Genomic DNA, 26984 nt, shown 5'->3' with positions numbered 1-26984 from the left:
GCTAAACAGCCCTTGCTCTATGAAGAAACTCATTTATAGCTTTTTTCTCGTGGCCGGTTGCATGACCACCCTGCAGCTCCAGGCGCAACTGACGCAGAACCACCTCGACCCGGATGCCGAGTTCAAAAATGCAAAAGACCTTTACCAGAAAGAGCAATACAGCCTTGCCTACCCGGTATTCAAAAAATTGTACAGCAACGGCATCAACCAGAGCAATATGCCCGACCTGGTTAAGCTGGAATCAAAATATTACTACATCGTGTGCGGGCTGGAAGTGAACGATGAGGCGACGGTAGAGCGCGCGCAGGACTTTATTGAGCTTGAGAACAATACGGCGCGTGTGCAGATGATGAGTTATCACCTGGGCGAATATTATTTCCGGAAAAAAGATTTCGGGAACGCGCAGAAATATTATGCACTCGCCAACATTGCCAACCTGAGCAACCGCGAGATCGCAGACATGAAGTTTCACCAGGCCTACGGTTATTTTGTGATGCAGCAATTTGACAAGGCGAAACCGCTTTTCAATTCCATCCGCCAGATCCCCAAAGACCCCAATTACCTGGACGCGAATTATTATTACGGGTTCATTTCCTTCACCGAAAAAAATTACCCGCAGGCGCTTGAAAGTTTTGAAGTGGCCGAAAAAAATACGGAATACCAGGGTGTGATCCCTTTTTACAAAGCGGAGATCTATTATTTCAAGGGCGACCGCGAGAAAGCGCTCGAAACAGGGGAGGCTGCGGTGAACCGTTCGGGACAGTTTTACGATCTGCAGTTGCGCCAGCTCGTGGGGCATATCTATTTTGAAAAAAGAGAGTTCGCTAAAGCCCTTCCTTATCTTGAAAGATTTGTGGAGGGAAAAGAGAAAGTAAGAAGGGAGGACCTGTACGAATTGTCGTTCTGCTATTACGAAGCAAAGAACTGGCCAAAAGCGATAGACGGATTCAAGCAACTCGGCGGAGCACAGGATTCGCTTGCGCAGAACAGCATGTACCTCCTGGCCGATGCCTATCTCAAAACCCGCGACAAAGCCAATGCCCGCACGGCTTTCCAGTTTTGCGCGGCCAATAACAGCAATGCGGTGCAGAAAGAGGTTTCTGCCTTTAATTACGCAAAGCTCTCTTACGAACTTGGTTACATGGATGCCGCGTCGAAAGGGTTTCAGTCTTTTATCGCCGCTTACCCCAAATCAACATACCTCCAGGAATCGAAAGAGCTGCTGGTGAATACGCTTGCCAATACAAGCAATTACAAAGATGCCTTGCGGTTGTATGAAACGCTGGGTACAAAAAGCGACAACGTAGTGAAATTGTATCCCCGTCTCCTCTATGGTGCTTCCGTGGAACTGATCAACGACCAGGACATGGCCCGTGCAGATTCGCTGTTGACGCGGCTGATGCAGGCGCCGTACAACACCGCGCAGTTGCCGCTCGCCAATTTCTGGAAAGGGGAGATCGCCTATCGCAATGGGCAGACAGATGAATCGATCAATTATTTTCTCTCTTACCTGAAACTCCCGCTCACCAATGGCGAAGTGAACATTAACAACGCGCGGTACAGTCTTGCCTACGGTTATTTCAAAAATGAGAACTACCCGTTGGCCAAAGAATATTTTGAACAGATCGCTAAAAACATAACCGCATCATCCCCGCCCATAGAGCAGGATGCGTACCTGCGCTCGGCGGATTGTTATTTTATGCAGAAGGATTTCAGGCAGGCGTTGAAAATGTATGAGAACGTAAGCAGCCTACGGTTGCCTTCCGCGGATTATGCGCTGTACCAACGAGGCGTGATCGCCGGTGCGATGAATAAGAACCAGGAGAAGATCAGCCTGCTGCAATCGCTGGAAAAACAATTTCCTTCCTCATCACTGGTGCCGGATGCCAATCTCGAGATCGCAAATACGTACCTCGCCGATGAAAATTTCCAGGCGGCCATTGTTCCCTTACAGAAAGTGATCGGTAACAAGAACGCGGCAGCCATGGCGCCACAGACGTACCTGAAACTGGGCGTGGCTTATTTCAACCTCGATAAAAATGAGGAGTCGCTCAACAATTTTAAGAAACTGGTGGCCACGTATCCCAATTCGCCCGAAAGCGATGATGCGATCGAATACATACGCAACATTTTTATAGAGAACCAGCGCCCGGGAGAGTTCATTTCCTTTATGAAACAGAATGGAAAACCGATCTCTGTTTCCGAAGAGGATTCGCTTACGTTCCGTTCGTCGATGCTGCGTTATGAGGCCAAAGACATCGCCGGTGCGAAGACGGGCTTCGCCGCCTATCTTTCCAAATTTCCCGAAGGACGCTATGCGATAGAAGCCAATTACCTGACGGCAGAAATGCTGATCGGCAATAAGTCGAACAACGATGCGCTTCCTTATTACAAGGCGGTGGCCGACCGGGCGCCAAATAAATATGCAGAGAGAAGTACGCTACAGGTTGCGCGGATCTATTATTTCGATCTGAAAGATTACCCGAACGCACAGAAGTATTTTGAACAACTGAAATCGATCGCCACGCTCCAGGAAAACAGGCTCGAAGCCATGCGCGGGCTGCTCCGCTGCCAGTTTAAGGCACAACAATGGAAGGAGGCAGCCGCAAATGCGCAGGATCTTTTGCAGGAAAAAGGGATTGCAACAGACGACCGTATGATGGCGAGCCTCGTGGTGGCAAAAAATCACCAGTTGAACAACGAAGGCGAACAGGCCGTAGCTGCTTACAAACAGGTGATCGCCGCAGGCAAATCGGAATACGCTGCAGAATCGCAGTACCATATCGCGGAAATATTGCTGCAGCAAACGAAATACACCGATGCCGAAAAAGCCGCTTTCGAGGTGATCAAAAAGTTTGGCTCCTACGATCTGTGGGTAACAAAAAGCTATGTATTGCTGGGAGATATTTACATGCAGCAGAAAGATTACTTCAATGCGGAAGCAACCTATAAGAGCATTGTAGAGAACGCCACGATTGCCGAACTGAAAGAAGAGGCGCAGCGCAAACTAGACAAAGTGGTGGAAGAAAAGAACAAAACCAATAAAGTTGAACAACAGTAAAGCAGATCCATACATGAACTACTTACAAAAAACCGTATTCATCGCAGTTGTGGCCGTTATGGCCGTTGGTTCTGTGCAGGCGCAACGGAAAAAGAAAACAACAAAAACTTCCGCTGCAAAACCTGCTGCAAAGAAGGAAGTGCAGACTGCCGAGCTGAAACCTTCGGGCGATACTTCTGCGCCTAAAGTGGTAACCATCACCTCCGCTTTCAAACCCTTCCTGAAAGATGCGGCAAAGGTGAATTTTACCGCGGCAACGCCGGTTATCGATTCCTCCAAAATTCCTGTCACGTATAATATCCCATCGCAAAACCTGTTTTTCCTGTACCAGCCCGTAGCGATAAAGCCACTGGCGCTTGCGGTTGATTCCGGGTATACCTGGCAGAACGACCAATACGTAAAACTGGGCGCGGGCAATTTCAGCACTTTCTATGGAGAAGCCGCGTTCTCTTTTGGCGATGGGAAAAGTTCGGTAACCAATGTGCGCGGTAATTTTCTTACCTCAACAGGCAATCTTCCTGCGCAGCAGGCGGCTAAATGGGGGATAGACCTGCTCACCGTGTTCAATACGCAAAACACGCACGAATGGACGGCGCATCCTTATTACCAAAGTACCACGCAGTATTTGTACGGTTATGCGCCGGCATACAATTATACCAAAGAGTCGTTGCTGCAACGTTTTACTACCGTAGGGCTGGATGTGGGTATGCAGAACAAGACCGCCAATTCGTTCGGTATCACTTACCACCCGCAGATCAGTGTGGATCGTTTTTTCGACAGCAGGCAGAACCACGAGAACAATATCGTGATCAAAGCGCCGATCAACAAGTCGTTTGGCAAGATCTATTCTTTCGACCTTGGTTTGAATGCAGATATTTCGACAGCGTCCATGTCGCTCGTGCCAAACCCGCTGCAGTTGAAAAACAATTTGTACTGGATCAATCCTGCCATTTTGTTTACCACACCCAATGTAAAAATCAATGCGGGTATCCAGCCAAGCTGGGATAACAAGGCATTTTCGCTGTTGCCCGATCTTTCTGCGGAAGCAAAATTTTCGGAGATCAATCTATCCCTGGAAGCAGGATGGATGGGCTATTTCCAGAAGAATACCTTTCGCTCGCTCGCCAATTACAATCCATACATTGGCCAGCTGAGCAGTTTACGGAACACAAAGATCAACGAGACCTTTGCCGGCGTAAAAGGCACGCAGGGCAATCATTTCAACTACCAGGCGCGTATTTCCCTGCTGGTGCTGAACAACCAGCCGCTGTTCCTGAACAAATACCCGGATGGCAAAGCATTCAATGTTGTTTTCGAACCCGAGATCAAGGCCCTGCGTTTGCATGGGGAAGTAGGGTATAACGTACAGGAAAAACTGTCGTTTGTGGCGGGCGGAACTTTTACGCAATACCATACGCTTGATGTGAACGCAAAAGCATGGGGACTTCCGCCGGTAGAAGTAACGGGGTCTTTGAAATGGAAGGTGCTGAAAGACCTGCAGGTAAAAGCCGATGCATTTTTGTGGGATGGCAATCCATACATGGATTCTACGCTTGTGCCGCTTAAGACAAAAGCGGTTGCCGACCTGAACCTTGGCGCCGAATTTACGGTAATGCCACGCCTCAATCTCTGGATCCAGATGAACAACCTGCTGAATGCAACCTACCAGCGCTGGAACCAATACCGGGTATTGGGCTTTAATGTTTTGGGAGGAGTTGTATATTCGTTCCGGTAATCGATACCCGAATGGATCAACATCTCTATAAATACCTTGTTTTACACAAACACCTCTGTATTCCGCAGCTGGGAAGCTTTACGGTTCAGAAAGCGCATGCGCGGTACGATGAGCAGTCCGGGTTGCTGTATGCGCCCGTTGAATCCATCGTGTTTTCGGATGGTGTGATCCCGATGTCTGAAAAACTTTTTTTCGATTTTCTTGCGCACGAGATGGCGGTGGATGATGTAACCGCCATCAAACAGTTCCACGATTTTTCTTACGGGTTCCGCAGCCGGTTTTTAGAGAACGGATCGGTGGAACTGAAAGGAGTGGGGCAGTTGCACAGGGATGAAAATGGCAGGATCGCTTTCACCCCAACACCACGTTATACCGATCTTTTTCCATCGTATGGCCTGGAAGGCGCCGTGCCTGGTGTGCAGGAGAATGTCTTGGTAGAAGAAGAGGTGATCGAAGAAGAAACAAAAGACAACTGGTGGGTATACGCCCTTGTGCTGGCGATACTTGGCGCTGGCGCTTTGTTATTTTATTACAGTTAAGAACCGGTTCAATTCGTGACCTGATCAATTATGCCGCAAACGATTGTTTATAGTGCTTGTCCCTGTTGTTATTCTACTGCCATTTACCCGGCCTTGTCCGCAGTAGACTACACCGTTTCGAAAAAAAGATTCGAGATCTTTCATTGCGAAGACTGCACCGCACGCTTTACACAGCATGTTCCCGACGCGACATCGATCGCTCCCTATTACCAATCCGTGAATTACGTTTCCCATTCTGATACGCAGAAAGGGCTCGTGAACCGGTTGTATCATTTTGTGCGCAACTATACATTGAAGGGCAAGCGCAACCTGGTCTGTAATGCTGCCGGCACAAACACCGGTACATTGCTGGATGTGGGCGCAGGCACAGGGGCATTTGCCAATACGATGAAAACCGCCGGCTGGTCTGTAACCGCGCTTGAACCCGACCCGACCGCCCGCACCAATGCGTTCGACAAATACGGCCTTACACTGGAACCACCCGAAAAACTGTTTGGCCTGGCCGATGCACAGTTTGATGTGATCACGATGTGGCACGTGCTTGAACATGTGCACGACCTGCATGGCTACCTTGCTCAGTTTTACAAACTCATCAAACCCGGCGGAAAACTCATCATCGCCGTTCCCAACTATACCAGTCGCGATGCAAAGGCCTACGGCGAATTCTGGGCCGCTTACGATGTGCCGCGCCACCTTTATCATTTCTCACCCAGGAGCATGGAGCAACTGGGCAGGGCAAAGGGTTTTACGCTGGATGATACCAAACCTATGTGGTTCGATAGTTTTTATGTTTCCATGCTCAGTGAACAATACAGGAACGAAGGCGGTAACCTGATCGGCGCTTTCTGGAACGGGATGCTCTCCAACCTGGGAACTTTACGCGATAAAAAAAGATGCAGTTCAGTGATCTACATTTTCAATAAGTAATTTATGTTGGAAAATGCTACAGGAGCCCACTACCTGTCGAACTTCACTTCAAACAAATTCGGCCAATACTTCCCGGTAACATAAAACGATTGCTTTGTTGAATCGTAAGCAATGCCATTGAGGCAGGATCCCTCTTTATTGGGATTTACAAGATTGCTGCGTTGAAAAATATCGCCCAGGTCGGCAATGGCTTCTATCTGTCCCGTTGACGGGTTGATCTTGATGATGGAGTTGGTAAGCCAGCGGTTCGCATAAATATAACCGTTCACATATTCCATTTCGTTGATGCTGTCTACATAACCGCGGTTGTTGTATACACCCAGCGTACGCTCTACTTTAAAGGTTTCGGGGTTTACAAAATAAAGGTTGCTGCCGCCCGTGTTTACAATGAGTTGTTTGCCGTTGGTGGTCATGCCCCAACCTTCGTAGGGCCACTCAAACTCCTGGGTCTTTTTAAAGTTCATGTCGTAAACAAAGACCTTGTGCTCCTGGTAAGTGAGCTGGTAGATCCTGTTGTTGAGCAGGGCTGTTCCTTCACCAAAATAGGCATCCTCGAGCTTTATGCTTTTGATGGGCTTACCCGTTTCCAGTTTTGATTTCAGAAGAAAACTGGTTCCGTTTAATCCAACGCTTTCATACATTTCGTTGTTGTGCCAGAACAATCCTTCGGTAAAGGAACTTGTTTCGTGTGGATATGCTTTTACTACGGTGTAATTCATTGTTGCCGGTGCAGGCGTTACATTCACCGGTTCGTCGTCTTTTGGTTTTTCATCCTTACAACCTACAAATAAAGCAGCAGATAAGGCGCAGAGCGTAATGAATCTTTTCATTCGGGAATAATTTGTTTACCGTTTATGTTTCCTTCTTTTGTTGGCTGTTTATCGCGAAGCAAAATACCTGCGGAACGTTCATCAACCAGTCAAAAATAACCAAGTACAGGCACACAACCTGTTAAAAATCGGCAAGCAGTTTTGCCGCAACTTTTTCCGCGATCATTGGTGTAAGTGCAACCCCCATTCCGTTGCAGGCGATGGCTGCCATTGCGTTGGGGCCCGCCTGGCCTACAAAGGGCTTTTTGTCTGCCGTAAACCCCATGATGCCGCTCCAGTGATGTTCGATCGTGTATTGGTATTTTGGATGCAGGTGCGTTTTCAAAAAATCTTCGAGCGCCCGTTTCACAGGCATGGATCCTGCGAGATCGGTTGTTTCTTCTTCCTCAAACGCCGTATTGCGCGCGCCACCGAGCAATACCCGGTTGCCGAGGTTGCGCCAGTAATAAAAACCTTCGTCGTAATGGAACGTGCCTTTGAGTGCGAGGCCTTCGATGGGAGAGGTTACGATCACTTGTCCGCGTGCCGGTTTTACGGGCAACCCTTCCCCGAGCGCCGGGGTAAAGCCATTGGTACAGAACAAAAGTCTGTGCGACTGCAGTTGTATGTTTTGCTTTGTATAGATGGATACAACATCCTTATTGTTTTCCCATCGTTCCAGTTCCATGCCGTACAGGATAGTAACACCGAGCGACTGCACTTTGCTGGTTAGTGCCTGAACGAGTTTGCCGCTGTGCAGGGCGGCTTCCGTTTTGTTTTCGAGCAGGCAGTCGAAACCCTGTAACCCAAGCGTGGCCAGCTTTTCATCGGTTCTCCGGAAAGTGTTTTTGCGATGGGTGATCGGTTGTAGAGTTGCATTGAGCCACGCGATCCTGTCGTTCAATGCATCCCAATATTTATAGTCTTTGTTGATGCATTCGTACCCGCCACACAGGTCGAAGGCAATCACAGCATCAGCAAAATACGTACGGATCTTTTCGATGCCTTTGTAACGCATCTCCGCCACCGCGAGCATATTGTCGGCCCCGGACGTTTCTGCATCGCAGATCAGTTCCGTCGGGCTGCCGAAGCAGGCAAATCCCGCGTTGCGTGTAGAGGCCCCGAGTGGTATGGTATTTCTTTCCAGAATGGTGATACGCAGCGCATCGTTTTTTTTCTTCAGTTCCAATGCGCTCCACAGGCCCATCAAGCCTGCGCCGATGATGATTACATCCTGCGGGGCATAGAATGACTCTTTTTCCCAGATAGAAAGCATTCGGGTGGGTTTAGGTTGAGCTTGTTAACGGCTTCGGGCTTCCTGCATTCAATACGGCAAGCCCTGCGCTGAAGAAAAACTAAACATTAAAACGGAAATGCATCACATCTCCATCCTGCACCAGGTATTCTTTTCCTTCTATGCGTAAGCGGCCGTTTTCGCGGCACGCGGCTTCGCTGCCGTATTTTACGAAATCATCATAGGCGATCACCTCGGCTTTGATAAAGCCTTTTTCGAAATCGGTGTGGATCACGCTTGCTGCCTGCGGCGCCTTCCAGCCTTTGTGGATCGTCCATGCACGCACTTCCTGTACGCCTGCAGTAAAATAAGTATCGAGGTTGAGTAACTGGTAAGCCGATGTAATAAGACGGTTCAGCGCCGGCTCGGTCATCTTATATTCCTCCATGAACATCTGCTTGTCATCCTCCGCCTCCATTTCTGCGATCTGCGCCTCGATGTTGTTGCACATCACGATCACTTCTGCACCTTCTTTCTTTGCAGCTTCTTTCAGTGCATCTGAATATTTGTTGCCGGTATGCATGCTGTTCTCGTCTACGTTGGCTACATACAGCACCGGTTTATCGGTAAGGAGGAAAAGGTCGGCAACCGCCAGTTTTTCTTCTTTACTCAAACCCAGTGTATGAATGTTCTTTCCCTGTTCAAGATGGTCTTTGCACCTGCCGAGTATCTCAAATTCTGCCTTGGCTTTTGTATCGCTGCCCACACGCGCCATTTTCTCTACTTTCTGCCATTTTTTTTCTACGCTCTCGAGGTCTTTCAACTGCAGTTCGGTTTCAATGATCTCTTTGTCGCCGATCGGGTTGATCGCTCCTTCTTCACGCAATACATTTTCGTCTTCGAAACAACGCACCACGTGAATGATCGCATCCACTTCGCGTATGTTTCCCAGGAATTTATTACCCAAACCCTCGCCCTTGCTCGCTCCGCGAACGAGCCCGGCAATGTCTACGATCTCCAGTTGAGTAGGAACGATGCGGTCCGGGTTCACCAGTTCCGCCAGTTTCTTCAGTCGTGCATCCGGCACATCTACCAGACCCACATTCGGTTCGATGGTGCAGAAGCGGTAGTTGCTCGCCTGTGCCTTGGCGCTGTTGCTCACTGCGTTGAATAATGTTGATTTACCCACATTCGGTAACCCTACGATGCCTGCTTGTAAAGCCATATAAAAATTTGAGCGGCAAATATAGGTAAAAGCCGTGAGGTTCGGGCTGCGGGGCAACGGCAGGAATGCTATGACCGCTGTTGCCGGAAACAGGCACATCAACAGGTTTTGCAGTGGCAGGCCGGAGTGAACAGCCCGCAACCGGCGCATGCCTTTTTTCCCTATTTTCACTCCTGTTAATCCCTGTCTATGGCGCTGAACTATGTATGGATCGTTTTTTTCGTGATCGGTTTGATCATCGCTCTCATCAAACTCATCGTTTTCCACGATTACGAGATCTTCAAAAAACTGGTGGAAGGGATTTTTGATGCGTCAAAATCATCTGTCATGGACATCGGCCTTCCACTCGCCGGCGCCATGATCTTTTTTTCCGGCCTGATGAGCATCGGCGAAAAAGCAGGCGCCATCAATTTCATCGCACGCATCCTTAACCCGTTCATGAAAAGGCTTTTCCCGGAAGTGCCGGCGAAACATCCTGCCATGGGACAAATGGTGATGAACTTCAGCGCCAATATGCTGGGCCTCGACAACGCCGCCACGCCGTTTGGTTTGAAGGCGATGGACAGCCTGCAGACGCTCAATCCTAAAAAAGACACTGCGAGCAATTCGCAGATCATGTTCCTCGTGCTGCATACGAGCGGTTTAACGCTTATTCCCCTGTCGATCATCGCGTACCGTGCCAGCGGGGGCAGCACCAATCCTACAAGTGTATTTGTTCCCCTGATGCTGGCAACAACGGTTGCAACGGTTGCAAGCATTATCATCACGGGCATCTATCAACGGCTGCGTTTTGATCTTGTACTGGTGGGCTGGCTGGCGGGCATCATTGCATTGATCGGGATGTTCGCGTGGTTCATCAACGGACTGCCCTCTCAAAAAAATGTTCCCGTTCCCAGCATCTTCACAAAAGAAACATTCAGCAACGTGATGGGGAACAGCATCCTGTTTTTCATCATCTGCGCTTTTATCGTGGGCGGTTTTGTGAAAAAGATAAACGTGTTCGATGCATTCATCGAAGGATCGAAGCAGGGTTGGGAAGTGGTGATCAAAGTGCTACCATACCTGGTGGGATTGCTGGTGGCGATCCGTGTGTTCCGCGACAGCGGCGCGCTGGATGCGATCATCAACGCGATCAGCTGGTGTTTTGTTCAGCTCGGCATCACAAGCGAGTTTGTGCCGGCATTGCCGGTGGCCATCATGCGCCCGTTCAGCGGCGGGGGATCGAGAGGGTTGATGCTTGATATTTTCAAGGTGCATGGTGCAGACAGTTTCATCGGGCAACTCGCCTCAACGTTCCAGGGCAGTGCAGACACTACTTTTTACATCATCGCTTTGTATTTCGGAAGTGTGGGTATTAAAAAAGTAAGGTACGCCATATGGGCGGGTATGCTGGCAGATCTGTTGGGTGTGATCGCTGCGATATTCATCGCGTACATCTTCTTTAAATAAAACCGCCTGGGGGCTGCATGAACACGAATGTCCGTTGCGTTTGGAAAAAGAAGTTCTAATTCACTTCAATATCCTTCGATCCCAATAACGCATAATTCTTATCCCTGAACACGATCCTGTAGGTTCCTTTGCGCAGGTACAGGTAATACAAACCATTTGACGCGCTGGTGTAGGTCTGGTCGGCAGGAACGGCGGCCGACAACGTTTTATCGCTGTATTCTTTCAGGAAATAGGCCTGCACCAGGAAACTGGATTTGTACGCGGCAGCAACCTGGATCTCTTTCTTGCCGGTCAATGCCATCCAACCGGGCCGCTCGTTTACAAATTTTACAGGTGGATGTATCACGTAAATATCATTCAGGATCATCCCGGTGATGTCAACCGGCGCATTGTCCAGCAACGCCACCGTTGGCACATTAACAGGGTGTTTGCGTATGAATTGCCTGTATACTTCCGCTTCAAAAGAATTGGTTCCGCCTTCAGACATGTTCGCCTGGTTGATGGTAAGCGGATCTATCCCGGCGATGATCCTGAAGTATGCGGCCATGGGAATAAATGCATCCGAAAGGGCGGCTTCCTGTACATGGCTGTAACCTGCATGCACCAGTATTTTCGCGGCTGGATCTTTTTTAACGAGCGCCGCAAGTGTTTCCGCCTGCGCATATTCCCTTTGTTTCACATTATGACTGCGTACCGTATCTTCATAGGCAACCAAGGTGAAACCCAGTTCCAACGCCTTGCGCACCAGCTCGCCTGCATTGGGTTCGATGATTCCATAACCCGCATTTGCATCCACTTTTGTAATGGAACGGCGCGTATTGCTGTTCAGCAGGTCGGTTGCAAAATAGCGGAAACCCTGGTTGTACATTTCCTCCAGCAGCGAGGTAGTAAATACGCGGTGCAAAGGGTTGTCGGCCGTTTCGTTGATCATCACCACGCGGTTGTTCCTTGTTTTGGAAAGAATGTACCTGCGGGCGTCGTCATACACGATCGCTTTCAGAGAATCTACCAGCTTCCTCGTTTCCTGCAATTCCCCGGACGATAATTTTTCCTGCGATAGTTTCCTGGTTTCATTGATCGATCTCATGTCGCCCACCAACGCAAGCGCGGCTGACAGGTCCATGTAATAGCCCAGCGTATCTTTCCTTAGTATTTGTTCGTAGTAAACCGCTTTGTAAAGCGGGAGTAGATAATTGATGCCATTCTTTCCGTATGCGTTTATGAAGAGGGATGAATCTGAACCAATGTTCCTTCGCAGATCCGCCTTCTGCATGTTGCGCAATTCGTTGAACGATGAACTTACCTGTGCGCGGCTTCCGGCGGTAACCAGCAACAATAAAAAAAGCAGTAGTCTTCCCATGCAGAAATTTGTACAAGGATACTCCAATTGGTGTTAGCGAAATTCTAAAGGTATTGCCGCAGTTTTTCTTTTAACAATTCGATGCCTTCCGATGCCGGCGCTTCAATGGCGGTAAGGTTGGCAACATTGCCGGTTGATGGGATCGTTTTGTCCAGGATAAATTTCGGGATGCCGCGTGGTGCATAGTGCAGCAGCCCCGCCGCCGGGTACACCACCAGCGATGTTCCGATCACAACAAACAGGTCTGCGGTAGCAGCTATCTCCGCTGCGCGCTCAATCATGGGAACCGGTTCCTCAAACCATACAATGTGCGGGCGAAGCTGTCCGCCATCGGGTGCCGTGTCTCCAGGCCGGATGTCTCCTTTGATATCGTAGATCTTCGTCGTGTTTTTTACGCTCCGCATTTTAAAGATCTCGCCGTGCAGATGCAGCACCTGCGAACTACCGGCGCGTTCGTGGAGATCGTCGATGTTCTGGGTAATGATGTGCACGTTGAACAGCGATTCCAGTTCGGCCAGTCCTATATGTGCCGCATTCGGTTTTGCATGGGCAATGTCTTTCCGGCGCATGTTATAAAAATCAAGAACAAGTTTGGGATCTTTTGCCCAACCGCGGGGCGATGCAACTTCGTAAATATCGTAACCCTCCCACAAACCATCACTGTCGCGGAAGGTGCGCAAACCACTTTCCGCGCTGATGCCTGCACCGGTTAATACAACGAGCTTCTTTTTTTCGCCGGTATACAAACCTGTTCTTGTCTCTTCCATACATCAATGCAAATGGTCCCCTTAAAATTACGCACCATATCGATACAAAGAAAATAAACAATGCGTAGCGCATACCATTGGCCCGGTAACGACTACCTTTTTACAAACGGGATTTACCAGGGAATGAAAAAGAAAAAAAGTTACATAAGGCAGCAATCGTTAGGCGTAACTATTTTCTCCTGAGCACTACAGTTACTGCATCTTCAACCAAAAACGCGAAGCTGCTGTCGTTCATCTGCACGACCTTGTTTGGAACGAACCCTTTGCCCGTGCCCGCATTGATGAACAGTGTTGAATCTTTGAGGTAATACTTTGTCTGGATGCTGTCCGTTGAGTGCGGACTATCCGAAACGGTACTGTCTGCATTAAAAAACACCGATCCTTTGTCTTCGGGCTTGTTTTTTACCGCTACAAAAAAAGAAGAAGCGGGTTTGGAAGTGTCTGAGAGGTAGGTGCTGTCGACCCTCCATTCACCAACAAGTGAAAATGGTTTCTGCGCTTGTTTTTTTGAGAAAAGAACGAAAGCGAAAATGAGTACGGCGGCCGCAATGGTTATTGCAGCGATGGTTTTGCTTTTCATGATTACAGGTTTTTTAATTGTGAAAAATTAAAGCGCAGGCCTGCAGACATGAATACGTTGTGAGGCGAAAATGTAACCCAATTGCAGATGTTAAATCTGGCAAACATGGTTAACGGCATTCAACAAACAACCGCTGATGAAAATCTAAAAGAGGAGAGGAGCAAAAAAAAAATCGCTTTGCATAGCGGCAGCAAAGCGATTGATAAGTTCAGAATTGGCGCAACAAAAATCAGTTTGCGCAAAGAAGCCCCTGTAGAAAAGCCCTGCATTGAAGATCCGTTATTTTTCCCCGGCCATCTCCATGATGATCTTCCATTCTTCCGGTTTAACGGTGCCAACAGACAAACGGCCCAGGCGAACCAGGTCCATATCGGCCAAGCGCTTGTCTGCTTTAATGGCTGCCAGACTCACGGGCTTCTTTAGTTTTTTGTGGGGTTTGAAGTCAACCACCAGCCATGCGGGGTCGTTGGTGGTAGGGTCCTGGTAAGATTCTTTGGTAACCTTTGCAATGCCAACGATCTCCATTCCTTCGTTGCTGTGGTACCAGAAAGCGAGATCGCCTTTTTTCATGGCGCGCAGGTTATTTCGTGCGGCATAGTTTCTCACACCGTTCCAGAATGTTTCTTTTTCTTCTACAAATTGATCCCAGCTGTAAACGGAGGGTTCGGATTTGATCAGCCAATAGCGCATTTAATTAGGAATTAGTAATTAGGAATTAGGAATTGGTTGTTGGTAATTATTAGGGAGTTAGAAATTGGTTGTTGGTAATGGGTAATTATTTCGGTTTGTTAAGTTCGGGGTTTCTCATCATTGTTTTGGGTTGTTTCTGAATGACGGATGGTTTGGGTGTTTAATTTTAAGGTATTTAAAATGGAGGAAAGAAGTTTGAGGAGTTCTTCGCATTGCTCCTGGAATGAATTGGCCAGGCGTTGTTCTATTATTCCCGCGTCTTTCAGCAGCCTGATCCAATAGTTCGTTTCTCTTGCTTCGCGGTAAGCTATGTCAAGTTTGGCCTTAAAGTCTTTCCTCGACGATCCACCCAGTCCCTCCTCAACGTTTGCCCCGATTGAAGTGCCCGACCGCAAAACCTGGTTGGCCAATTGGAACTCCTTTTTATCACGCAAATGCCTGTAAAGTTTTATGATCCTCAAAGAGAAAAGATAGCTTTTTTCCTTTACCGCATTGTACCGCCCAACCCTAACCATAACCATAGTGCAAAATAGGAAACTGCATAAAGTTATGAATAGGTATTTTCCGCAAAAAACACCCTTTTTAATTAGGAATTAGGAATTAGGAATTAATAATTAATGATTTTAATGTGGCCGCAAACCGGGACCAATCTTAATTCCTAATTCCTAATTACTAATTCCTAATTATTCAGTATCCGCTTGCTAGAACATCCGCCAAGTGCATTACTTTCAGCCCGGCGTGTTTGTGTTTGTTACAGCCGTCGATGTGCATCAGGCAGCTCATGTCTGTGCTGACGAGGTATTCAGCGTTTGTTTCTGTGGCGTTGTTTACTTTCTGGTCGCCCATGGCTATGCTGATCGGTTCGAACTTTACGGCAAATGTTCCGCCGAAACCGCAGCAGGTTTCTACGTCGTTCATTTCTACGAGTTCCAGTCCTTTTACTTTGCTGAGCAACTGGCGCGGTTCTGTTTTTATTTTGCATTCGCGTAAGGCGGCGCAACTGTCGTGGTAGGTGGCGCGACCGTTGAATGTGGCGCCCAGGTCGTCGATCTTCAGGATATGGATAAGGAACTCGGAGAATTCGAATACGCGTTCGGCTGTTTTTTTTGCGAGCGCGCTTTCGGGTGCGTTTTCAAACAAGGTATTGTAATAGTTTCTTACAAAGCCAACGCAGCTTGCGCTTGGCGCGACGATGTAATCCGTTCCCGAAAAATCTTTCAGGAACTTACCGCACACTTCTTTCGCTTCACCCCAAAAACCAGCGTTGAAGGCCGGCTGGCCACAACAGGTCTGCGCTGTATTATAAGAAACCGTGCATCCCGCTTTCTCCAGCACTTTCACCATATTAAAAGCTACCTGCGGATAGAGCTGGTCTACGAAACAGGGGATGAATAATTGAACGTTCATGTTTCAGTTAAGGTTAGGGTTAGGGGGTCGGGAGTTTACAACTGGTTTTGGGCGTTGGTGTCGGGTCCTGGGTTTCTTATTCACCCCAATTTAGCCATTTTAATTCCACAGCCATCCTGATCTTTCTGAGCCGGGATCTTATTTTAGTTTCCTGTTGAGCGCGATCATCTTGATCGCGGTTATCGCCGCTTCTTCACCCTTGTGGCCATGCTTGCCCCCGATGCGTTCGATGGCCTGCTGTTCGTTGTCTACCGTTAGCACGCCAAAGATCACAGGTACATCGAGCGAGAGGTTGAGTTGTACAACGCCATCGGTAACGGCATTGCATACGTAATCGAAATGCGGCGTATCGCCCCTGATCACGGTGCCCAGGGTAATGTAGGCATCGGGCAATACATCCGAATAGGCATAATGGTTTTTTACGGTGAACGGGATCTCAAATGCGCCGGGAACCGTAAGTGTTTTGCTGCTTACATTGTGTTCTTTGAAAACCTTTTTCACACCCGCTTCCAGCTTGTTGATGATGTGCGCGTTCCATTCGGTTTTTACAATTACAACAAAGGCATCCTTTATCGCAGGGATGCCTTTGTTTACTGATGTGTTGCCTTTTGTAGCCATCGGTAATTAGTTCTTTTCTATGCTCAGTCGATAGATGTATTTATCAGCCTGTACGCCTTTGTCTGTTGCCGGGTATTTTTCTTTCAGCTCTTTGTAGAGGTCAAGCGCTTCTTTGGTTTTGCCATTCACTTCCTCCAATGCTGCTGCGCGGAAGAGGTATTCTGCGGCGTTCGCCTGGTCCGATTCGATCGTGCCCGCTGCTTTTTTATAGGCAGCTACGGCATCTTCTTTTTTATTCAGTTCCGAATAAGAATCGCCGAGGCAGGCCAATGCTTTCGCCTCAACCTGTTTGGCGTCTGTTGAGAAATCTTTCAGGTATTTAACCGCGTTATTGAAATCACCGAGTTTCATGTAGCTGACACCCGCGTAGAATTTAGCGAGGTTGCCCGCTTTGGTTCCGCCGTAATTGTTGATCACGTATAACACGCCTTTGCTCGAACCGCCATCGCCGTTCAATACCAGTTTGGATGAGTCTGCGCTGAAATATTGCTGGGATTTGAACAGTGCATCTGCCGCCTGTTCTTCTTTAGGTTCCGCGATGAGTTTTTTGTAGCCATACCATCCGCCTACACCGATCACGATCACAGCGATAACAATGATCACCGGCTTTTGGAATTTTTCCCAGAAACCCTGCACTTTTACAAGGGCCTCGTTCTTTTCTTCAGTCATTACTTTTATTTTTTAGAAATCTGTTTTATAAAATGATGGTAAAATGATGGTAAAATGATGGGTTAGTCTTTTTCGAATACGTAGTTCTGGTCCATGTAAACATCTTTCAGCAATTCATCTTCCGCCGGCCACGGGCTTTCTTCGGCAAACTTCACGCTTTCTTCCACCACCTGGTTGATGCGGTCATCAATGGCTTTGAGGTCTGCTTCGCTGCCAAAATTATTCTCAAGGATGGTATTTCTCACTTTGGTGATCGGATCCTGGTCCTTGTATTCATCCACTTCTTCTTTAGACCTGTATTTCTGCGGGTCTGAGATTGAGTGCCCCTTGTAACGGTAGGTTTTCATTTCCAGCAGTGTAGGGCCGTCTCCCTCGCGTGCCCGCTTCACCGCGCGCGCCACATGTTCGTGAACGAGTTCGGGAACCATGCCGTCTACCTTATCGGCTGGCATATCGTATGCATCGGCAAGTTTGTAAATATCCACCACGTTGCTGGTGCGTTCGATGGATGTACCCATGGCGTAGTTGTTGTTCTCGCAGATGAAGATCACCGGCAGTTTCCACAACATGGCCAGGTTAAAGGTTTCATGAAGCATACCCTGACGCGCGGCACCGTCGCCAAAGAAACAAAGCACCACGTTATCGGTGCCGTTGTATTTCTCGGCAAATGCCAGTCCCGCACCCGTTCCGATCTGCGCACCAACAATACCGTGGCCGCCAAAGAACTTATGTTCAACACTGAAGAAGTGCATGCTTCCACCTTTTCCCTTGGAGCACCCGGTCGCTTTTCCGTAAAGCTCGGCCATACAGGAGTTGGCCGACATGCCCTTTGCCAACCCGAGACCATGGTCGCGGTAGGCGGTGATGAAAGGGTCGTTGGCGCCGGTGGCGGTCATGCAACCCGCGGCAATTGCTTCCTGGCCCACATAAGCGTGGAAAAACCCACGGATCTTACCGGCCATTTTATACATTTCTTCAGCTTTCAGCTCAAACTGGCGGATCAATTGCATCAATTCGTACCAGTAGAGATAAGTTTCTTTTGAAAATTTAGTAGCCACTTCTCAAATTTTAGAGGGGCAAATATAGGGGAAAGCGATGGAACATGGAACATACCGGCGTGAACGGAAAACCCTAACATTGGTCCCAAAATGCCCGAAATGCCCAAAAAAACGCCTATTGTGGAAAACTGTGGGAAATTAGGAATTAGGAATTAATAATTAGGAAATGCAGGTGACCTGTTACAGGTACGGAATTCCTAATTCCTAATTATTAATTCCTTTTGTATTCTGTTGATTTATTTTTAAATTACCTCTCTAAACCTCAATCTTATGAAAAAAATATTGCTGGCGCTGATGTTCCTGCCCCTGCTGGGGATGGCCCAGGCTACCACGAAAGCCAATGCGGGCGAATCTGCTGTTGGACTGAAGCTTGAACAGGGTAGCTGGAAGGAGATTCTTGCCAAAGCGAAAGCCGAAAACAAGTTCATCATCATGGATTGCATGACCACCTGGTGCGGCCCCTGCAAGCACATGGATAAGAATGTGTTCCCGCTGAAAGAAACAGGCGATTTCTTCAATGATAAATTCCTGGCCGTAAAGGTTCAGTTCGACAGTACGGGCAACGACGATGCGCGTGTGCAAAGCTGGCGCAAAGACATGAAGGAAATTGAGAAGACCTATGCCATCAATGCTTATCCTACCTACCTGATGTTTGATCCGAACGGGGAAGTGGTTCACCGCAGCGTTGGTGCAACACCCGATGCGGCGCTCTTTATCGCCAAAGGAAAAGAAGCCTTATCGCCCGAAACCCAATATTATACACAGCTGAAACGCTATAAGAACGGGGAGAAAGACCCTGCGTTCCTGCGCAAAATGGCAACCATGGCAGCGGCGGCATACGATACAAAAATGGCCAATACCATTGCCAGCGATTACATTGCAGGACTCACAGATTTCGATTCCAAGGAGAACGCGCAGTTTGTTGCGCAGTTTACCACTACTTCAAAAGACAAAGGTTTTGCGCTGATGCTGAACAACCCGGCCAAGATCGATGCGTTGATCGGTGAGGGAAAATCGAAAGCAAAAGTACTGAGCATTATTGCCGCGGAAGAGATCAACCCGGGCATCCGCAAACTGGCGGCCGACAGAACAAAGGCTCCCGATGCCGCACCGCTGATCGCAAGCGCCAGCCAGAAATACCCGCAGTTTGCGGCCGATATCGCCGAAATGACGAATAAGACCGTTTACAATATGGTGTACAGCCAGGAAGTATATACACCAATGGCAAAAGCGGCGGAAGCAAAAACAAAAGTAGACTGGGATGCCATTGCAGCAGGCGCGCGCAACAGGGATCCTAAGAATGCGGATGAGATGGTGTCGAAAGGGAAAGTGACCTACTACCAGAACACGAAAGACTGGCCCAACTTCCAGACAGAAGTAGTGGCGTTCATGAATAAATACGGCGCTAAAGCCACACCGGCAGAATTGAACACGTATGCATGGACTGTTTTTGAAAACTGTAAAGACATGACCTGTGTAACACAGGCGCTCGACTGGAGCAAACGTTCTTTTGCAGAAAACAAGAACCCGATGTTCATGGATACCTATGCCAACATCCTGCACAAACTCGGCAAAACCAAAGAAGCGATCGAAGTACAGGGAAAAGCCATCGAGCTTACTACCGACGCCGCTTCTAAAAAGTCTCTCCAGGAAACACTGGACAAAATGAAGAGAGGAGAGAAGACATGGACGGAAGAATAGCTTTCTTCGAGCCTTCGTTTTAACAACGATTAGATTTCATGCAGATAAAAAAGAGAGGAGCAAGATCATCTTGCTCCTCTCTTTTTTTGTATAGGATCCTGTATCTGTCAGCTACTTAAGCTTCTCCCAAAAACGCATACCTGTAATCCACCGGCGGATTGTAGGTTTCTTTGATGGTTCTCGCGCTGAGCCAGCGGTAGAGGTTGATCATGCTGCCGGCCTTATCGTTCGTTCCCGAACCGCGGGCGCCGCCAAAAGGCTGCTGGCCCACTACGGCGCCGGTTGGTTTGTCGTTGATGTAGAAATTACCTGCGGCATTACGCAGCTTATTGGTTGCAAGTTCCACCGCTTCCCGGTCTTGCGAGAGGATGGCGCCTGTTAATGCATACGGCGATGTGCTGTCTACCAGCGCAAGTGTCTCTTCAAATTTCTCCGCATCGTACACATGCAGCGTAAGCACCGGCCCGAAGATCTCTTCGCACATGGTTACGTATTTCGGATCCCTGGTTTCGATAACGGTTGGTTCGATAAAGTAACCTTCTTTCTTGCTGTAGTTTCCGCCAACCAGTATGCTTGCTTTCTTGTCTTTTTTCGCGTTGTCTATGTAGCGGGTGATGCTGTTGAATGCTTTCTCGTCTATGACCGCATTCACAAAATTGGTGAAGTCTTCTACCGTTCCCATTTTCATGGATTTGATGGCGGCCACCAGTTTTGTTTTCACTTCATCCGCGATATTGCTTGGGATGTAGGCGCGTGATGCGGCAGAACATTTTTGTCCCTGGAACTCAAACGCACCCCTTGCCAATGCAGTAACCACCGCATCCACATTTGCGCTTTTGTGTGCCACAACAAAATCCTTTCCGCCGGTTTCTCCCACGATCCTTGGATAGGAGCGGTATTTGGCCACGTTCTCGCCAATCACTTTCCACATGTTGTTGAATACGCCTGTTGATCCGGTAAAATGCACACCTGCAAAATCGCGGTGCGAGAAACATACTTTGCCGATGGTTGGGCCATCTACATAGATCAGGTTGATTACGCCGTCGGGAAGGCCGGCTTCCTTGAGAATGCGCATCGTCATCTGTGCAGAATAGATCTGTGTGTTGGCAGGTTTCCAAACCACTACGTTACCGCACATCGCAGCCGATGTAGGAAGGTTGCCGCCGATGGCCGTAAAGTTGAATGGTGTAACCGCGAGCACAAAACCCTCGAGCGGGCGCCATTCCATGCGGTTGTGCATGCCGGGTGAAGAGATGGGTTGCTGTTTATAGATCTCACTCAGGAAGTGAACATTGAACCGTAAAAAATCGATCAGTTCGCAGGCGCTGTCGATTTCCGCCTGGAAGGCGTTTTTACTTTGGCCGAGCATCGTGGTTCCGTTCATGTGGAAACGGTACTTGGTGGCCATCAGGTCGGCCGCTTTCAGGAAGATGTGCGCCCTGTTTTCCCAACTCATGGCCGCCCATGCGTCTTTCGCTTTCAATGCGGCATCGATCGCCTGGTGAACGTGTTTCTCCTCGCCTGCGTGAAAATAGCCGAGGGTATGTGACAATTCGTGCGGGGGACGGATCTCTACCTTCTTACCGGTCTTAACTGCTTTGCCGCCGATATACATCGGTATTTCGATCGGTTTCTTTTTCAGTTCGGCCAGGGTCTTTTTGAGCGCTGCTCTTTCAGTACTGCCCGGTGCATATTGCAGAACGGGTTCATTGGCCGGTAAAGGGTAGGAGAAATATCCAAGACTCATAGGGAATGTTTTTGAGTGCGCAAGTTAAGAAGTTTTGGGGGATCGGTAATGGCCTGCGGGAGGCAGTGATTGTCGATAGCAGGAATTTAACGGAAGGCGATAATGAATGGTCAAGATCTGGTAATGAATAGCGAAATTCAGTTGATCGGCTTCGGGCCACAACCGCAATGATGTTAGCAGGCGACCCAACCGAATTTACACCGTAAAGCCCGGGTGGTTCGTATCTTCGCCCCATGGCGATCGTATTATTCGACAACAAGGAACGCGACAACCTTTTTCCCCTCACTTATACAAGGGCCGTAGCGGGGTTGCGCTTTGGAATTCTAACGATAAAAGAAAGATGGGAGCGGGTTTCAGGACAAGCAGTTTTCGTTCATACAACGGACGATCTCCAGGCGCTCTACAGCCATTTCCCGGAAGAAGAACATCTATGGATAGATGCGGCGGTTGTTGCAGACGGGCCACTGGTAAAACAGGTGCTTGAACTCACAGGAGAAAGCTGCATTGCCGATGGCAACGGTCTCATAGCGGCGAGAACAAAAGTGGCACATGGGGCATTCGATCCCAGTCCTGGATCCTATCAAAAGACAATACAGGCAGCAGACCAAAAAAGGATCCGTTACCCCTGGCAGTTGATGCAGTGGAACGACGAAATGATCCGCAACGATTTTGCGTTGGTTACAAAGGGCAGAACATCGCAACCCATCCCGCCAACGGTGAATGTGTTGCATGCCGAAAATATTTTTATTGAAGAAGGCGCCAGGCTGCAGTTCTGCACGCTCAATGCATCCGCCGGGCCGATATACATTGGCAAAAACGCGGAGGTAATGGAAGGCAGCGCCATACGCGGGCCGTTTTCGATGGGCGAAAACTCTGTGCTCAAACTCAACAGCCGTGTATACGGCGCCACTACACTGGGGCCATCGTGCATGGGTGGCGGGGAGATCAAGAACAGTGTGATGATGGGATACAGCAACAAGGCCCACGATGGTTACCTCGGCGATTCGGTGGTAGGCGAGTGGTGCAATTTTGGTGCAGGAAGCTCAAACAGCAACCTGAAAAACACAGCCGGGGATGTTAAGGTCTGGAGCCATCACCAGAAACAATACCTCTCTGCCGGGCAAAAATGCGGTGTGGTGATGGGCGATTATTCGCGCGCGGCGATCAATTCCTCGATCAATACCGGAACGGTGATCGGTGTTGCGAGCAATGTGTTCGGGGCAGGGTTGCTGCCAACCATCGTGGCCAATTTCAGGTGGGGTGTAACGGGAACGGAGTACGAGTTCGACAAAGCGCTGAACGATATCAACAACTGGAAAAAATTAAAGGGCCATTCGCTTTCAGCGGCCGAAACCTCGGTTCTGAAATCTATATTTGCCGCAAATACATAAACATGAAAAAGTTCGAGTATAAGATCGTTACAGTACCGGTAAAAAGTGTTTGGACCGGGAAGATCGATGAGGACCTGTTGCTGAATACTTTGAACGACCTTGGGAAAGAGGGGTGGGAAGTGGTCACGGTTTCGCCGCCGGCTACGGATATGTCGAGCAAGGACCGCTTTATTATTCTGAAAAAAGAAATCAACTAATATGAGAAAACAGATCGCAGCAGCAAACTGGAAAATGAATTTGACGATCGAACAAGGCGCGGCTTTGTTGGAGGGGATCATCGCAAAGCAACAAAACCTGAAGGAGGACCAGCAGGCCATCTTTGCCGTTCCTGCACCTTATATCCAAATGGCGCAACACAAAATTGCAGGTAAGGAAAGTATGTTCGTTGCCGCGCAAAACTGTTACAGCAAAAAGAACGGTGCCTACACAGGGGAAACATCGGTAGAGATGTTGCAATCGCTCGGCGTAAAATACGTAGTACTGGGGCATTCAGAACGCAGGGAATATTTCCAGGAAAGCAATCAGTTGCTCGCGGAAAAGTTGAACATCTGCCTTGAATACAATATCCACCCGATCTTTTGCTGCGGCGAACCGCTGAACATACGCGAGGCAAACACGCAGAACGAATACGTGGCCAAACAACTGGAAGAATCGCTGTTTCATTTGTCTGCGGAGCAGGTGCAGCAGGTTGTGATCGCCTATGAACCCATCTGGGCCATCGGCACTGGTAAAACGGCCACGAGTGAGCAGGCACAGGAAATGCACGCCTTCATACGCGAACAGCTGGCCGTGAAATACGGCAGCGGCGTAGCGGCAAATATTTCTATCCTCTATGGCGGAAGCGTTAAAGCCGCCAATGCCGCTGAGATCTTTTCTCAGCCGGATGTTGACGGTGGACTGGTAGGCGGCGCCTCATTGGTTGTTGATGAGTTCGTTGCGATCATCGGTGCGTTGAAATAACGTTGCAGAAGCTTGTGGCCGAAAATGCTGGAAGGGATCTTTAGTCGAAATTTTCGGTCACAAGTTTCTTTATTCTTTAATAGGATACGGGCAGCTCTGCCTCCACGTATTCATCCAGCTGATCCAGGTGCAGGATCGTTCCCGTTCCGCGTTCATTGGGGTGGTACATGCCCTTGAACCTGGCACCATACACAAAATCTTCATAGGTGTACGATGAACGCGACACCACCGTATTGGAAAAACTTTCGTCAAAGCCCTGTACAAAAACGAACAATTCAGTCTGTGCGTCGTCGATGTCTTTTTTGGTCAAACCGTACAGCGGGCTTTCTTCGTTGATCATGTGCACCAGTGTCCAGTTCGAGGTGAGGGTATTTGCTTTTGAAATATCCAGCGGCGCATTGAAAAACCTGTTCTTGCGTTGCCCGCCCTCATCGGCCACCCGCAGTGCAACCGTTACTTTGGCCTCTACATTGATGAGATAGTTTTTTGTATAGGGAACGATGCGGAACATCAACGCAACGCCATCCCTGAAAGGCACGAACAATGCATTTTTACTGTACCGGATAAATGCGCGGGGTCTTGCGAATCGGCCGTACAGCAGTCCTGTTACCAGCGCAAAACTCATCAGCCCGATCAGCGCCTCCATCGATGCGGCGAGGCTGGCTGCAAAACCGATCGGGTTGATCCTTCCATAACCAACCGTTGTAAAGGTCTGCGCACTGAAGAAGAAGGCCTCGCCAAACTGTTCGGAGGCGCTGCTGGCCACCATACCGCCCAGGTGGTCGATGCCAATCCAGAGATAAAGCCCGGCGAAAATCAAATTCACGGTAACAAAAAACACAAGGATCGCGGCCAGGAAACGCCAGCGCGACATAGACAGCAACGAATGGTAAATGTTGAGCCGGCGCAGCAATGAAAGGCCGCGGATCTCGATATTGGGAACACCGTCTTTGTTAAAGAAACGCCCGCCGTTTAAAGCCGTATTGGTACCCAGGCCGGTCTCGTTATTGACCTGCGCCCTCGCGTTGGGATCTTTGATAGCCATAATAGCAACTGGTAGTTTGTGTGGATGGTAAATGTAACAGATTACGCACGCAAACGGCTCGTTGCGGCCCGGATTTTAGCCAAAACAGCGGTGGATCGGCCGAAAGACCGAAATGAACAGGAAAGAACAACGGTTCGGTGAGATGAATGCAAAATTTAGCATGCCGTATCTTATAACCTCGTACCTGACGCTTATCTTTGCCGCCACATTATGAAAAATATCAGGAATTTTTGCATCATTGCGCACATCGACCATGGTAAGAGTACGTTGGCCGACAGGCTCCTGGAACATACCAAGACCATTGGCGACCGCGATATGATGAACCAGGTGCTGGATGATATGGACCTGGAACGGGAGAAAGGGATCACCATCAAGAGCCACGCCATCCAGATCAACTATGTTTTTAAAGGGGAGGAATACGTGTTGAACCTGATCGATACCCCCGGTCACGTCGATTTCAGCTACGAAGTAAGCCGCGCCCTTGCGGCATGTGAAGGGGCGCTGTTGCTGGTAGATGCCTCACAAGGCATCCAGGCGCAGACAATCAGTAACTTATACCTTGCAATTGACAATGATCTTGAAATCATCCCGGTGATCAACAAGATCGATATGGATGGAGCGAAAATTCCCGAGGTGACCGACCAGATCGTTGACCTCATCGGCTGTAAACCGGAAGAGATCGTCCTGGCGAGCGGTAAATCGGGGATTGGTATTGAAGATATTTTACAGGCGATCATAGAACGCATTCCCGCACCGGTTGGAAACTACGACGCGCCTTTGCAGGCGTTGATCTTCGACAGCGTATTCAACAGCTTCAGGGGCATCATCGTTTATTACCGGATCCTGAACGGCGTGCTGCGCAAAGGCGACAAGATCCGTTTTGTTGCCTCCGGAGCCGATTATTTCGCGGATGAAGTGGGGGTACTCAAACTGAACATGACGCCGAAAGACGAAGTGCGCGCCGGAGATGTGGGTTATATCATCACCGGTATCAAAAATGCGAAAGAAGTTAAAGTAGGGGATACCATCACGCTGGCGAGCAATCCCGGTGAGATGATCCACGGCTTCGAAGAAGTAAAGCCGATGGTATTTGCGGGTATATACCCCGTAAATACCGATGATTTCGAAGTGCTCCGCGAATGCATGGGCAAGCTCCAGCTGAACGATGCATCGCTCGTATTTGAACTGGAGACCTCGCAGGCACTGGGTTTTGGTTTCCGATGCGGGTTCCTTGGATTGCTGCACATGGAGATCATCCAGGAACGACTCGAGCGGGAGTTCAACCAGACGGTAATCACGACCGTTCCGAACGTAAGTTTTATCGCCTACACCACGCGCGGTGAGAAGATCATCGTGAATAACCCCGCTGAAATGCCCGACCCGGTGAAGATCGCCAAGATCGAAGAGCCGTTCATCAAGGCCCAGATTATCACCCAGCCCGATTACATTGGCAACATCATGACGCTCTGTCTTGGCAAACGTGGCATCCTCGTGGCCCAGAGCTATTTAACGCCTACCCGCGTTGAACTGATCTTCGAAATGCCGCTTACCGAAATCGTATTTGATTTTTACGATAAACTCAAGAGCCAGACACGCGGTTATGCATCGTTCGATTACACGCCGATCGATTACCGCCAGGCAGATATCGTTAAAATGGATATCCTTCTCAACGCTGAAAAAGTAGATGCACTGAGCGCCCTGATTCACCGTGCACGCTCTGAAGATTTTGGTAGAAAACTCTGCGAAAAACTGAAAGAACTCCTGCCACGCCAGCAGTTCCAGATCGCGATCCAGGCCGCCATCGGCGCCAAAGTGATCGCCCGCGAAAACATAAGCGCCATGCGCAAAGATGTTACTGCGAAATGTTATGGCGGCGATATATCACGTAAACGCAAACTGCTCGAGAAACAAAAAGAAGGTAAGAAACGCATGAGGCAGATCGGTAATGTGGAGATTCCGCAGGAAGCTTTTCTGGCCGTATTGAAATTGGATTGATCTTTTCGGCCCGAGGC

General features: G+C 48.9%; 24 protein-coding genes. 10 read left to right on the top strand and 14 right to left on the bottom strand.

The features are described 5' to 3' along the window. Positions 1 to 19 precede the first annotated feature (19 nt). From GWC95_RS09970 to GWC95_RS09955, 4 genes are all read left to right on the top strand, one after another. On the top strand, positions 20 to 3061 hold the full coding sequence (locus GWC95_RS09970; RefSeq protein ID WP_161818558.1) for a tetratricopeptide repeat protein: 3042 nt from the start codon (positions 20 to 22) through the stop codon (positions 3059 to 3061). A gap of 13 nt (positions 3062 to 3074) precedes the next feature. Then, positions 3075 to 4796 (top strand): TonB-dependent receptor, encoded by a 1722-nt coding sequence (locus tag GWC95_RS09965; protein WP_161818557.1) that lies wholly within the window; start codon positions 3075 to 3077, stop codon positions 4794 to 4796. A gap of 11 nt (positions 4797 to 4807) precedes the next feature. Then, positions 4808 to 5335, top strand: coding sequence for an HU domain-containing protein (locus GWC95_RS09960; protein WP_161818556.1), 528 nt, complete (start codon positions 4808 to 4810; stop codon positions 5333 to 5335). A gap of 93 nt (positions 5336 to 5428) precedes the next feature. Next, positions 5429 to 6262, top strand: coding sequence for a class I SAM-dependent methyltransferase (locus GWC95_RS09955; protein WP_237722121.1), 834 nt, complete (start codon positions 5429 to 5431; stop codon positions 6260 to 6262). Positions 6263 to 6291: 29 nt separating this feature from the next. On the opposite strand, the gene GWC95_RS09950 is transcribed toward GWC95_RS09955, so the two are convergent. From GWC95_RS09950 to ychF, 3 genes are all read right to left on the bottom strand, one after another. Next, entirely contained in the window at positions 6292 to 7092 is an 801-nt protein-coding gene (locus GWC95_RS09950; protein ID WP_161818554.1) for a glutaminyl-peptide cyclotransferase, read from the bottom strand. Positions 7093 to 7213: 121 nt separating this feature from the next. Next, positions 7214 to 8347: an NAD(P)/FAD-dependent oxidoreductase gene (locus tag GWC95_RS09945; protein ID WP_161818553.1), complete on the bottom strand. Its 1134-nt coding sequence runs from the start codon at positions 8345 to 8347 to the stop codon at positions 7214 to 7216. Positions 8348 to 8426: 79 nt separating this feature from the next. After that, positions 8427 to 9530, bottom strand: a complete 1104-nt coding sequence (gene ychF, locus GWC95_RS09940) for a redox-regulated ATPase YchF (RefSeq protein ID WP_161818552.1) — start codon at positions 9528 to 9530, stop codon at positions 8427 to 8429. A 189-nt stretch (positions 9531 to 9719) separates the two neighbouring features. Between ychF and GWC95_RS09935 the strand changes: the two genes are divergently transcribed. Further along, complete coding sequence (locus GWC95_RS09935) at positions 9720 to 10979, top strand: nucleoside recognition domain-containing protein (protein WP_161818551.1); 1260 nt, start codon at positions 9720 to 9722, stop codon at positions 10977 to 10979. 55 nt (positions 10980 to 11034) lie between these two features. Here GWC95_RS09935 and GWC95_RS09930 read toward each other — a convergent pair whose 3' ends face one another. The 9 genes from GWC95_RS09930 to pdhA form a co-directional block, all read right to left on the bottom strand. After that, positions 11035 to 12339: a hypothetical protein gene (locus tag GWC95_RS09930; RefSeq protein ID WP_161818550.1), complete on the bottom strand. Its 1305-nt coding sequence runs from the start codon at positions 12337 to 12339 to the stop codon at positions 11035 to 11037. Positions 12340 to 12383: 44 nt separating this feature from the next. Beyond that, positions 12384 to 13106, bottom strand: a complete 723-nt coding sequence (locus tag GWC95_RS09925; RefSeq protein WP_161818549.1) for an SIR2 family NAD-dependent protein deacylase — start codon at positions 13104 to 13106, stop codon at positions 12384 to 12386. Between the two features lie 169 nt (positions 13107 to 13275). After that, entirely contained in the window at positions 13276 to 13686 is a 411-nt protein-coding gene (locus GWC95_RS09920) for a hypothetical protein (protein ID WP_161818548.1), read from the bottom strand. 279 nt (positions 13687 to 13965) lie between these two features. Then, positions 13966 to 14376 (bottom strand): EVE domain-containing protein, encoded by a 411-nt coding sequence (locus GWC95_RS09915; RefSeq protein WP_161818547.1) that lies wholly within the window; start codon positions 14374 to 14376, stop codon positions 13966 to 13968. Between the two features lie 98 nt (positions 14377 to 14474). Beyond that, positions 14475 to 14891: a four helix bundle protein gene (locus GWC95_RS09910; protein WP_202630275.1), complete on the bottom strand. Its 417-nt coding sequence runs from the start codon at positions 14889 to 14891 to the stop codon at positions 14475 to 14477. Positions 14892 to 15063: 172 nt separating this feature from the next. Continuing rightward, the gene (locus GWC95_RS09905; protein ID WP_161818545.1) at positions 15064 to 15783 is read right to left on the bottom strand and encodes a (Fe-S)-binding protein; all 720 of its coding nucleotides are present in this window, start codon (positions 15781 to 15783) and stop codon (positions 15064 to 15066) included. A 138-nt stretch (positions 15784 to 15921) separates the two neighbouring features. After that, complete coding sequence (ribH, locus tag GWC95_RS09900) at positions 15922 to 16401, bottom strand: 6,7-dimethyl-8-ribityllumazine synthase (RefSeq protein ID WP_161818544.1); 480 nt, start codon at positions 16399 to 16401, stop codon at positions 15922 to 15924. Between the two features lie 6 nt (positions 16402 to 16407). Next, positions 16408 to 17070, bottom strand: a complete 663-nt coding sequence (locus tag GWC95_RS09895) for a tetratricopeptide repeat protein (protein ID WP_161818543.1) — start codon at positions 17068 to 17070, stop codon at positions 16408 to 16410. A 62-nt stretch (positions 17071 to 17132) separates the two neighbouring features. Next, positions 17133 to 18128 carry a pyruvate dehydrogenase (acetyl-transferring) E1 component subunit alpha gene (pdhA, locus tag GWC95_RS09890; protein WP_161818542.1) on the bottom strand — a complete coding sequence of 332 codons (996 nt, stop codon included), beginning with the start codon at positions 18126 to 18128 and terminating at the stop codon, positions 17133 to 17135. Positions 18129 to 18398: 270 nt separating this feature from the next. Here pdhA and GWC95_RS09885 point away from each other — a divergent pair, with 270 nt between their 5' ends. Next, a complete protein-coding gene (locus GWC95_RS09885; protein WP_161818541.1) occupies positions 18399 to 19829 on the top strand; it encodes a thioredoxin family protein in 1431 nt (476 codons plus the stop codon). Positions 19830 to 19944: 115 nt separating this feature from the next. Here GWC95_RS09885 and pruA read toward each other — a convergent pair whose 3' ends face one another. Then, entirely contained in the window at positions 19945 to 21576 is a 1632-nt protein-coding gene (pruA, locus tag GWC95_RS09880) for an L-glutamate gamma-semialdehyde dehydrogenase (protein WP_161818540.1), read from the bottom strand. A gap of 233 nt (positions 21577 to 21809) precedes the next feature. Here pruA and GWC95_RS09875 point away from each other — a divergent pair, with 233 nt between their 5' ends. The 3 genes from GWC95_RS09875 to tpiA are packed head-to-tail and all read left to right on the top strand — an operon-like array spanning position 21810 to position 23927. After that, a complete protein-coding gene (locus GWC95_RS09875) occupies positions 21810 to 22967 on the top strand; it encodes a putative sugar nucleotidyl transferase (protein WP_161818539.1) in 1158 nt (385 codons plus the stop codon). 2 nt (positions 22968 to 22969) lie between these two features. Then, positions 22970 to 23164 carry a DUF4177 domain-containing protein gene (locus GWC95_RS09870; RefSeq protein WP_161818538.1) on the top strand — a complete coding sequence of 65 codons (195 nt, stop codon included), beginning with the start codon at positions 22970 to 22972 and terminating at the stop codon, positions 23162 to 23164. 1 nt (position 23165) lies between these two features. Then, the gene (gene tpiA / locus GWC95_RS09865; protein ID WP_161818537.1) at positions 23166 to 23927 is read left to right on the top strand and encodes a triose-phosphate isomerase; all 762 of its coding nucleotides are present in this window, start codon (positions 23166 to 23168) and stop codon (positions 23925 to 23927) included. 76 nt (positions 23928 to 24003) lie between these two features. Here tpiA and GWC95_RS09860 read toward each other — a convergent pair whose 3' ends face one another. After that, positions 24004 to 24972 carry an ion channel gene (locus tag GWC95_RS09860; protein WP_161818536.1) on the bottom strand — a complete coding sequence of 323 codons (969 nt, stop codon included), beginning with the start codon at positions 24970 to 24972 and terminating at the stop codon, positions 24004 to 24006. Positions 24973 to 25182: 210 nt separating this feature from the next. Between GWC95_RS09860 and lepA the strand changes: the two genes are divergently transcribed. After that, entirely contained in the window at positions 25183 to 26967 is a 1785-nt protein-coding gene (gene lepA / locus GWC95_RS09855) for a translation elongation factor 4 (RefSeq protein WP_161818535.1), read from the top strand. Positions 26968 to 26984: the final 17 nt, after the last annotated feature.

Source organism: Sediminibacterium roseum (assembly GCF_009939005.1).
Classification (GTDB): domain Bacteria; phylum Bacteroidota; class Bacteroidia; order Chitinophagales; family Chitinophagaceae; genus Sediminibacterium; species Sediminibacterium roseum.
Note: the sequence above shows the minus strand (reverse complement) of the source record. Positions and strands in the feature narration are given on the sequence as shown.

Coding starts and splice junctions, on each gene's coding strand:
- GWC95_RS09905 (WP_161818545.1), bottom strand. CDS start 15,783: ATGAACGTTCAATTATTCATCCCCTGTTTCGTAGACCAGCTCTATCCG.
- GWC95_RS09870 (WP_161818538.1), top strand. CDS start 22,970: ATGAAAAAGTTCGAGTATAAGATCGTTACAGTACCGGTAAAAAGTGTT.
- ribH (WP_161818544.1), bottom strand. CDS start 16,401: ATGGCTACAAAAGGCAACACATCAGTAAACAAAGGCATCCCTGCGATA.
- GWC95_RS09915 (WP_161818547.1), bottom strand. CDS start 14,376: ATGCGCTATTGGCTGATCAAATCCGAACCCTCCGTTTACAGCTGGGAT.
- tpiA (WP_161818537.1), top strand. CDS start 23,166: ATGAGAAAACAGATCGCAGCAGCAAACTGGAAAATGAATTTGACGATC.
- GWC95_RS09925 (WP_161818549.1), bottom strand. CDS start 13,106: ATGGAAGAGACAAGAACAGGTTTGTATACCGGCGAAAAAAAGAAGCTC.
- GWC95_RS09945 (WP_161818553.1), bottom strand. CDS start 8,347: ATGCTTTCTATCTGGGAAAAAGAGTCATTCTATGCCCCGCAGGATGTA.
- lepA (WP_161818535.1), top strand. CDS start 25,183: ATGAAAAATATCAGGAATTTTTGCATCATTGCGCACATCGACCATGGT.
- ychF (WP_161818552.1), bottom strand. CDS start 9,530: ATGGCTTTACAAGCAGGCATCGTAGGGTTACCGAATGTGGGTAAATCA.
- GWC95_RS09965 (WP_161818557.1), top strand. CDS start 3,075: ATGAACTACTTACAAAAAACCGTATTCATCGCAGTTGTGGCCGTTATG.
- GWC95_RS09910 (WP_202630275.1), bottom strand. CDS start 14,891: ATGGTTAGGGTTGGGCGGTACAATGCGGTAAAGGAAAAAAGCTATCTT.
- GWC95_RS09885 (WP_161818541.1), top strand. CDS start 18,399: ATGAAAAAAATATTGCTGGCGCTGATGTTCCTGCCCCTGCTGGGGATG.
- GWC95_RS09875 (WP_161818539.1), top strand. CDS start 21,810: ATGGCGATCGTATTATTCGACAACAAGGAACGCGACAACCTTTTTCCC.
- GWC95_RS09960 (WP_161818556.1), top strand. CDS start 4,808: ATGGATCAACATCTCTATAAATACCTTGTTTTACACAAACACCTCTGT.
- GWC95_RS09860 (WP_161818536.1), bottom strand. CDS start 24,972: ATGGCTATCAAAGATCCCAACGCGAGGGCGCAGGTCAATAACGAGACC.
- GWC95_RS09895 (WP_161818543.1), bottom strand. CDS start 17,070: ATGACTGAAGAAAAGAACGAGGCCCTTGTAAAAGTGCAGGGTTTCTGG.
- GWC95_RS09930 (WP_161818550.1), bottom strand. CDS start 12,339: ATGGGAAGACTACTGCTTTTTTTATTGTTGCTGGTTACCGCCGGAAGC.
- GWC95_RS09970 (WP_161818558.1), top strand. CDS start 20: ATGAAGAAACTCATTTATAGCTTTTTTCTCGTGGCCGGTTGCATGACC.
- pruA (WP_161818540.1), bottom strand. CDS start 21,576: ATGAGTCTTGGATATTTCTCCTACCCTTTACCGGCCAATGAACCCGTT.
- GWC95_RS09950 (WP_161818554.1), bottom strand. CDS start 7,092: ATGAAAAGATTCATTACGCTCTGCGCCTTATCTGCTGCTTTATTTGTA.
- GWC95_RS09935 (WP_161818551.1), top strand. CDS start 9,720: ATGGCGCTGAACTATGTATGGATCGTTTTTTTCGTGATCGGTTTGATC.
- GWC95_RS09920 (WP_161818548.1), bottom strand. CDS start 13,686: ATGAAAAGCAAAACCATCGCTGCAATAACCATTGCGGCCGCCGTACTC.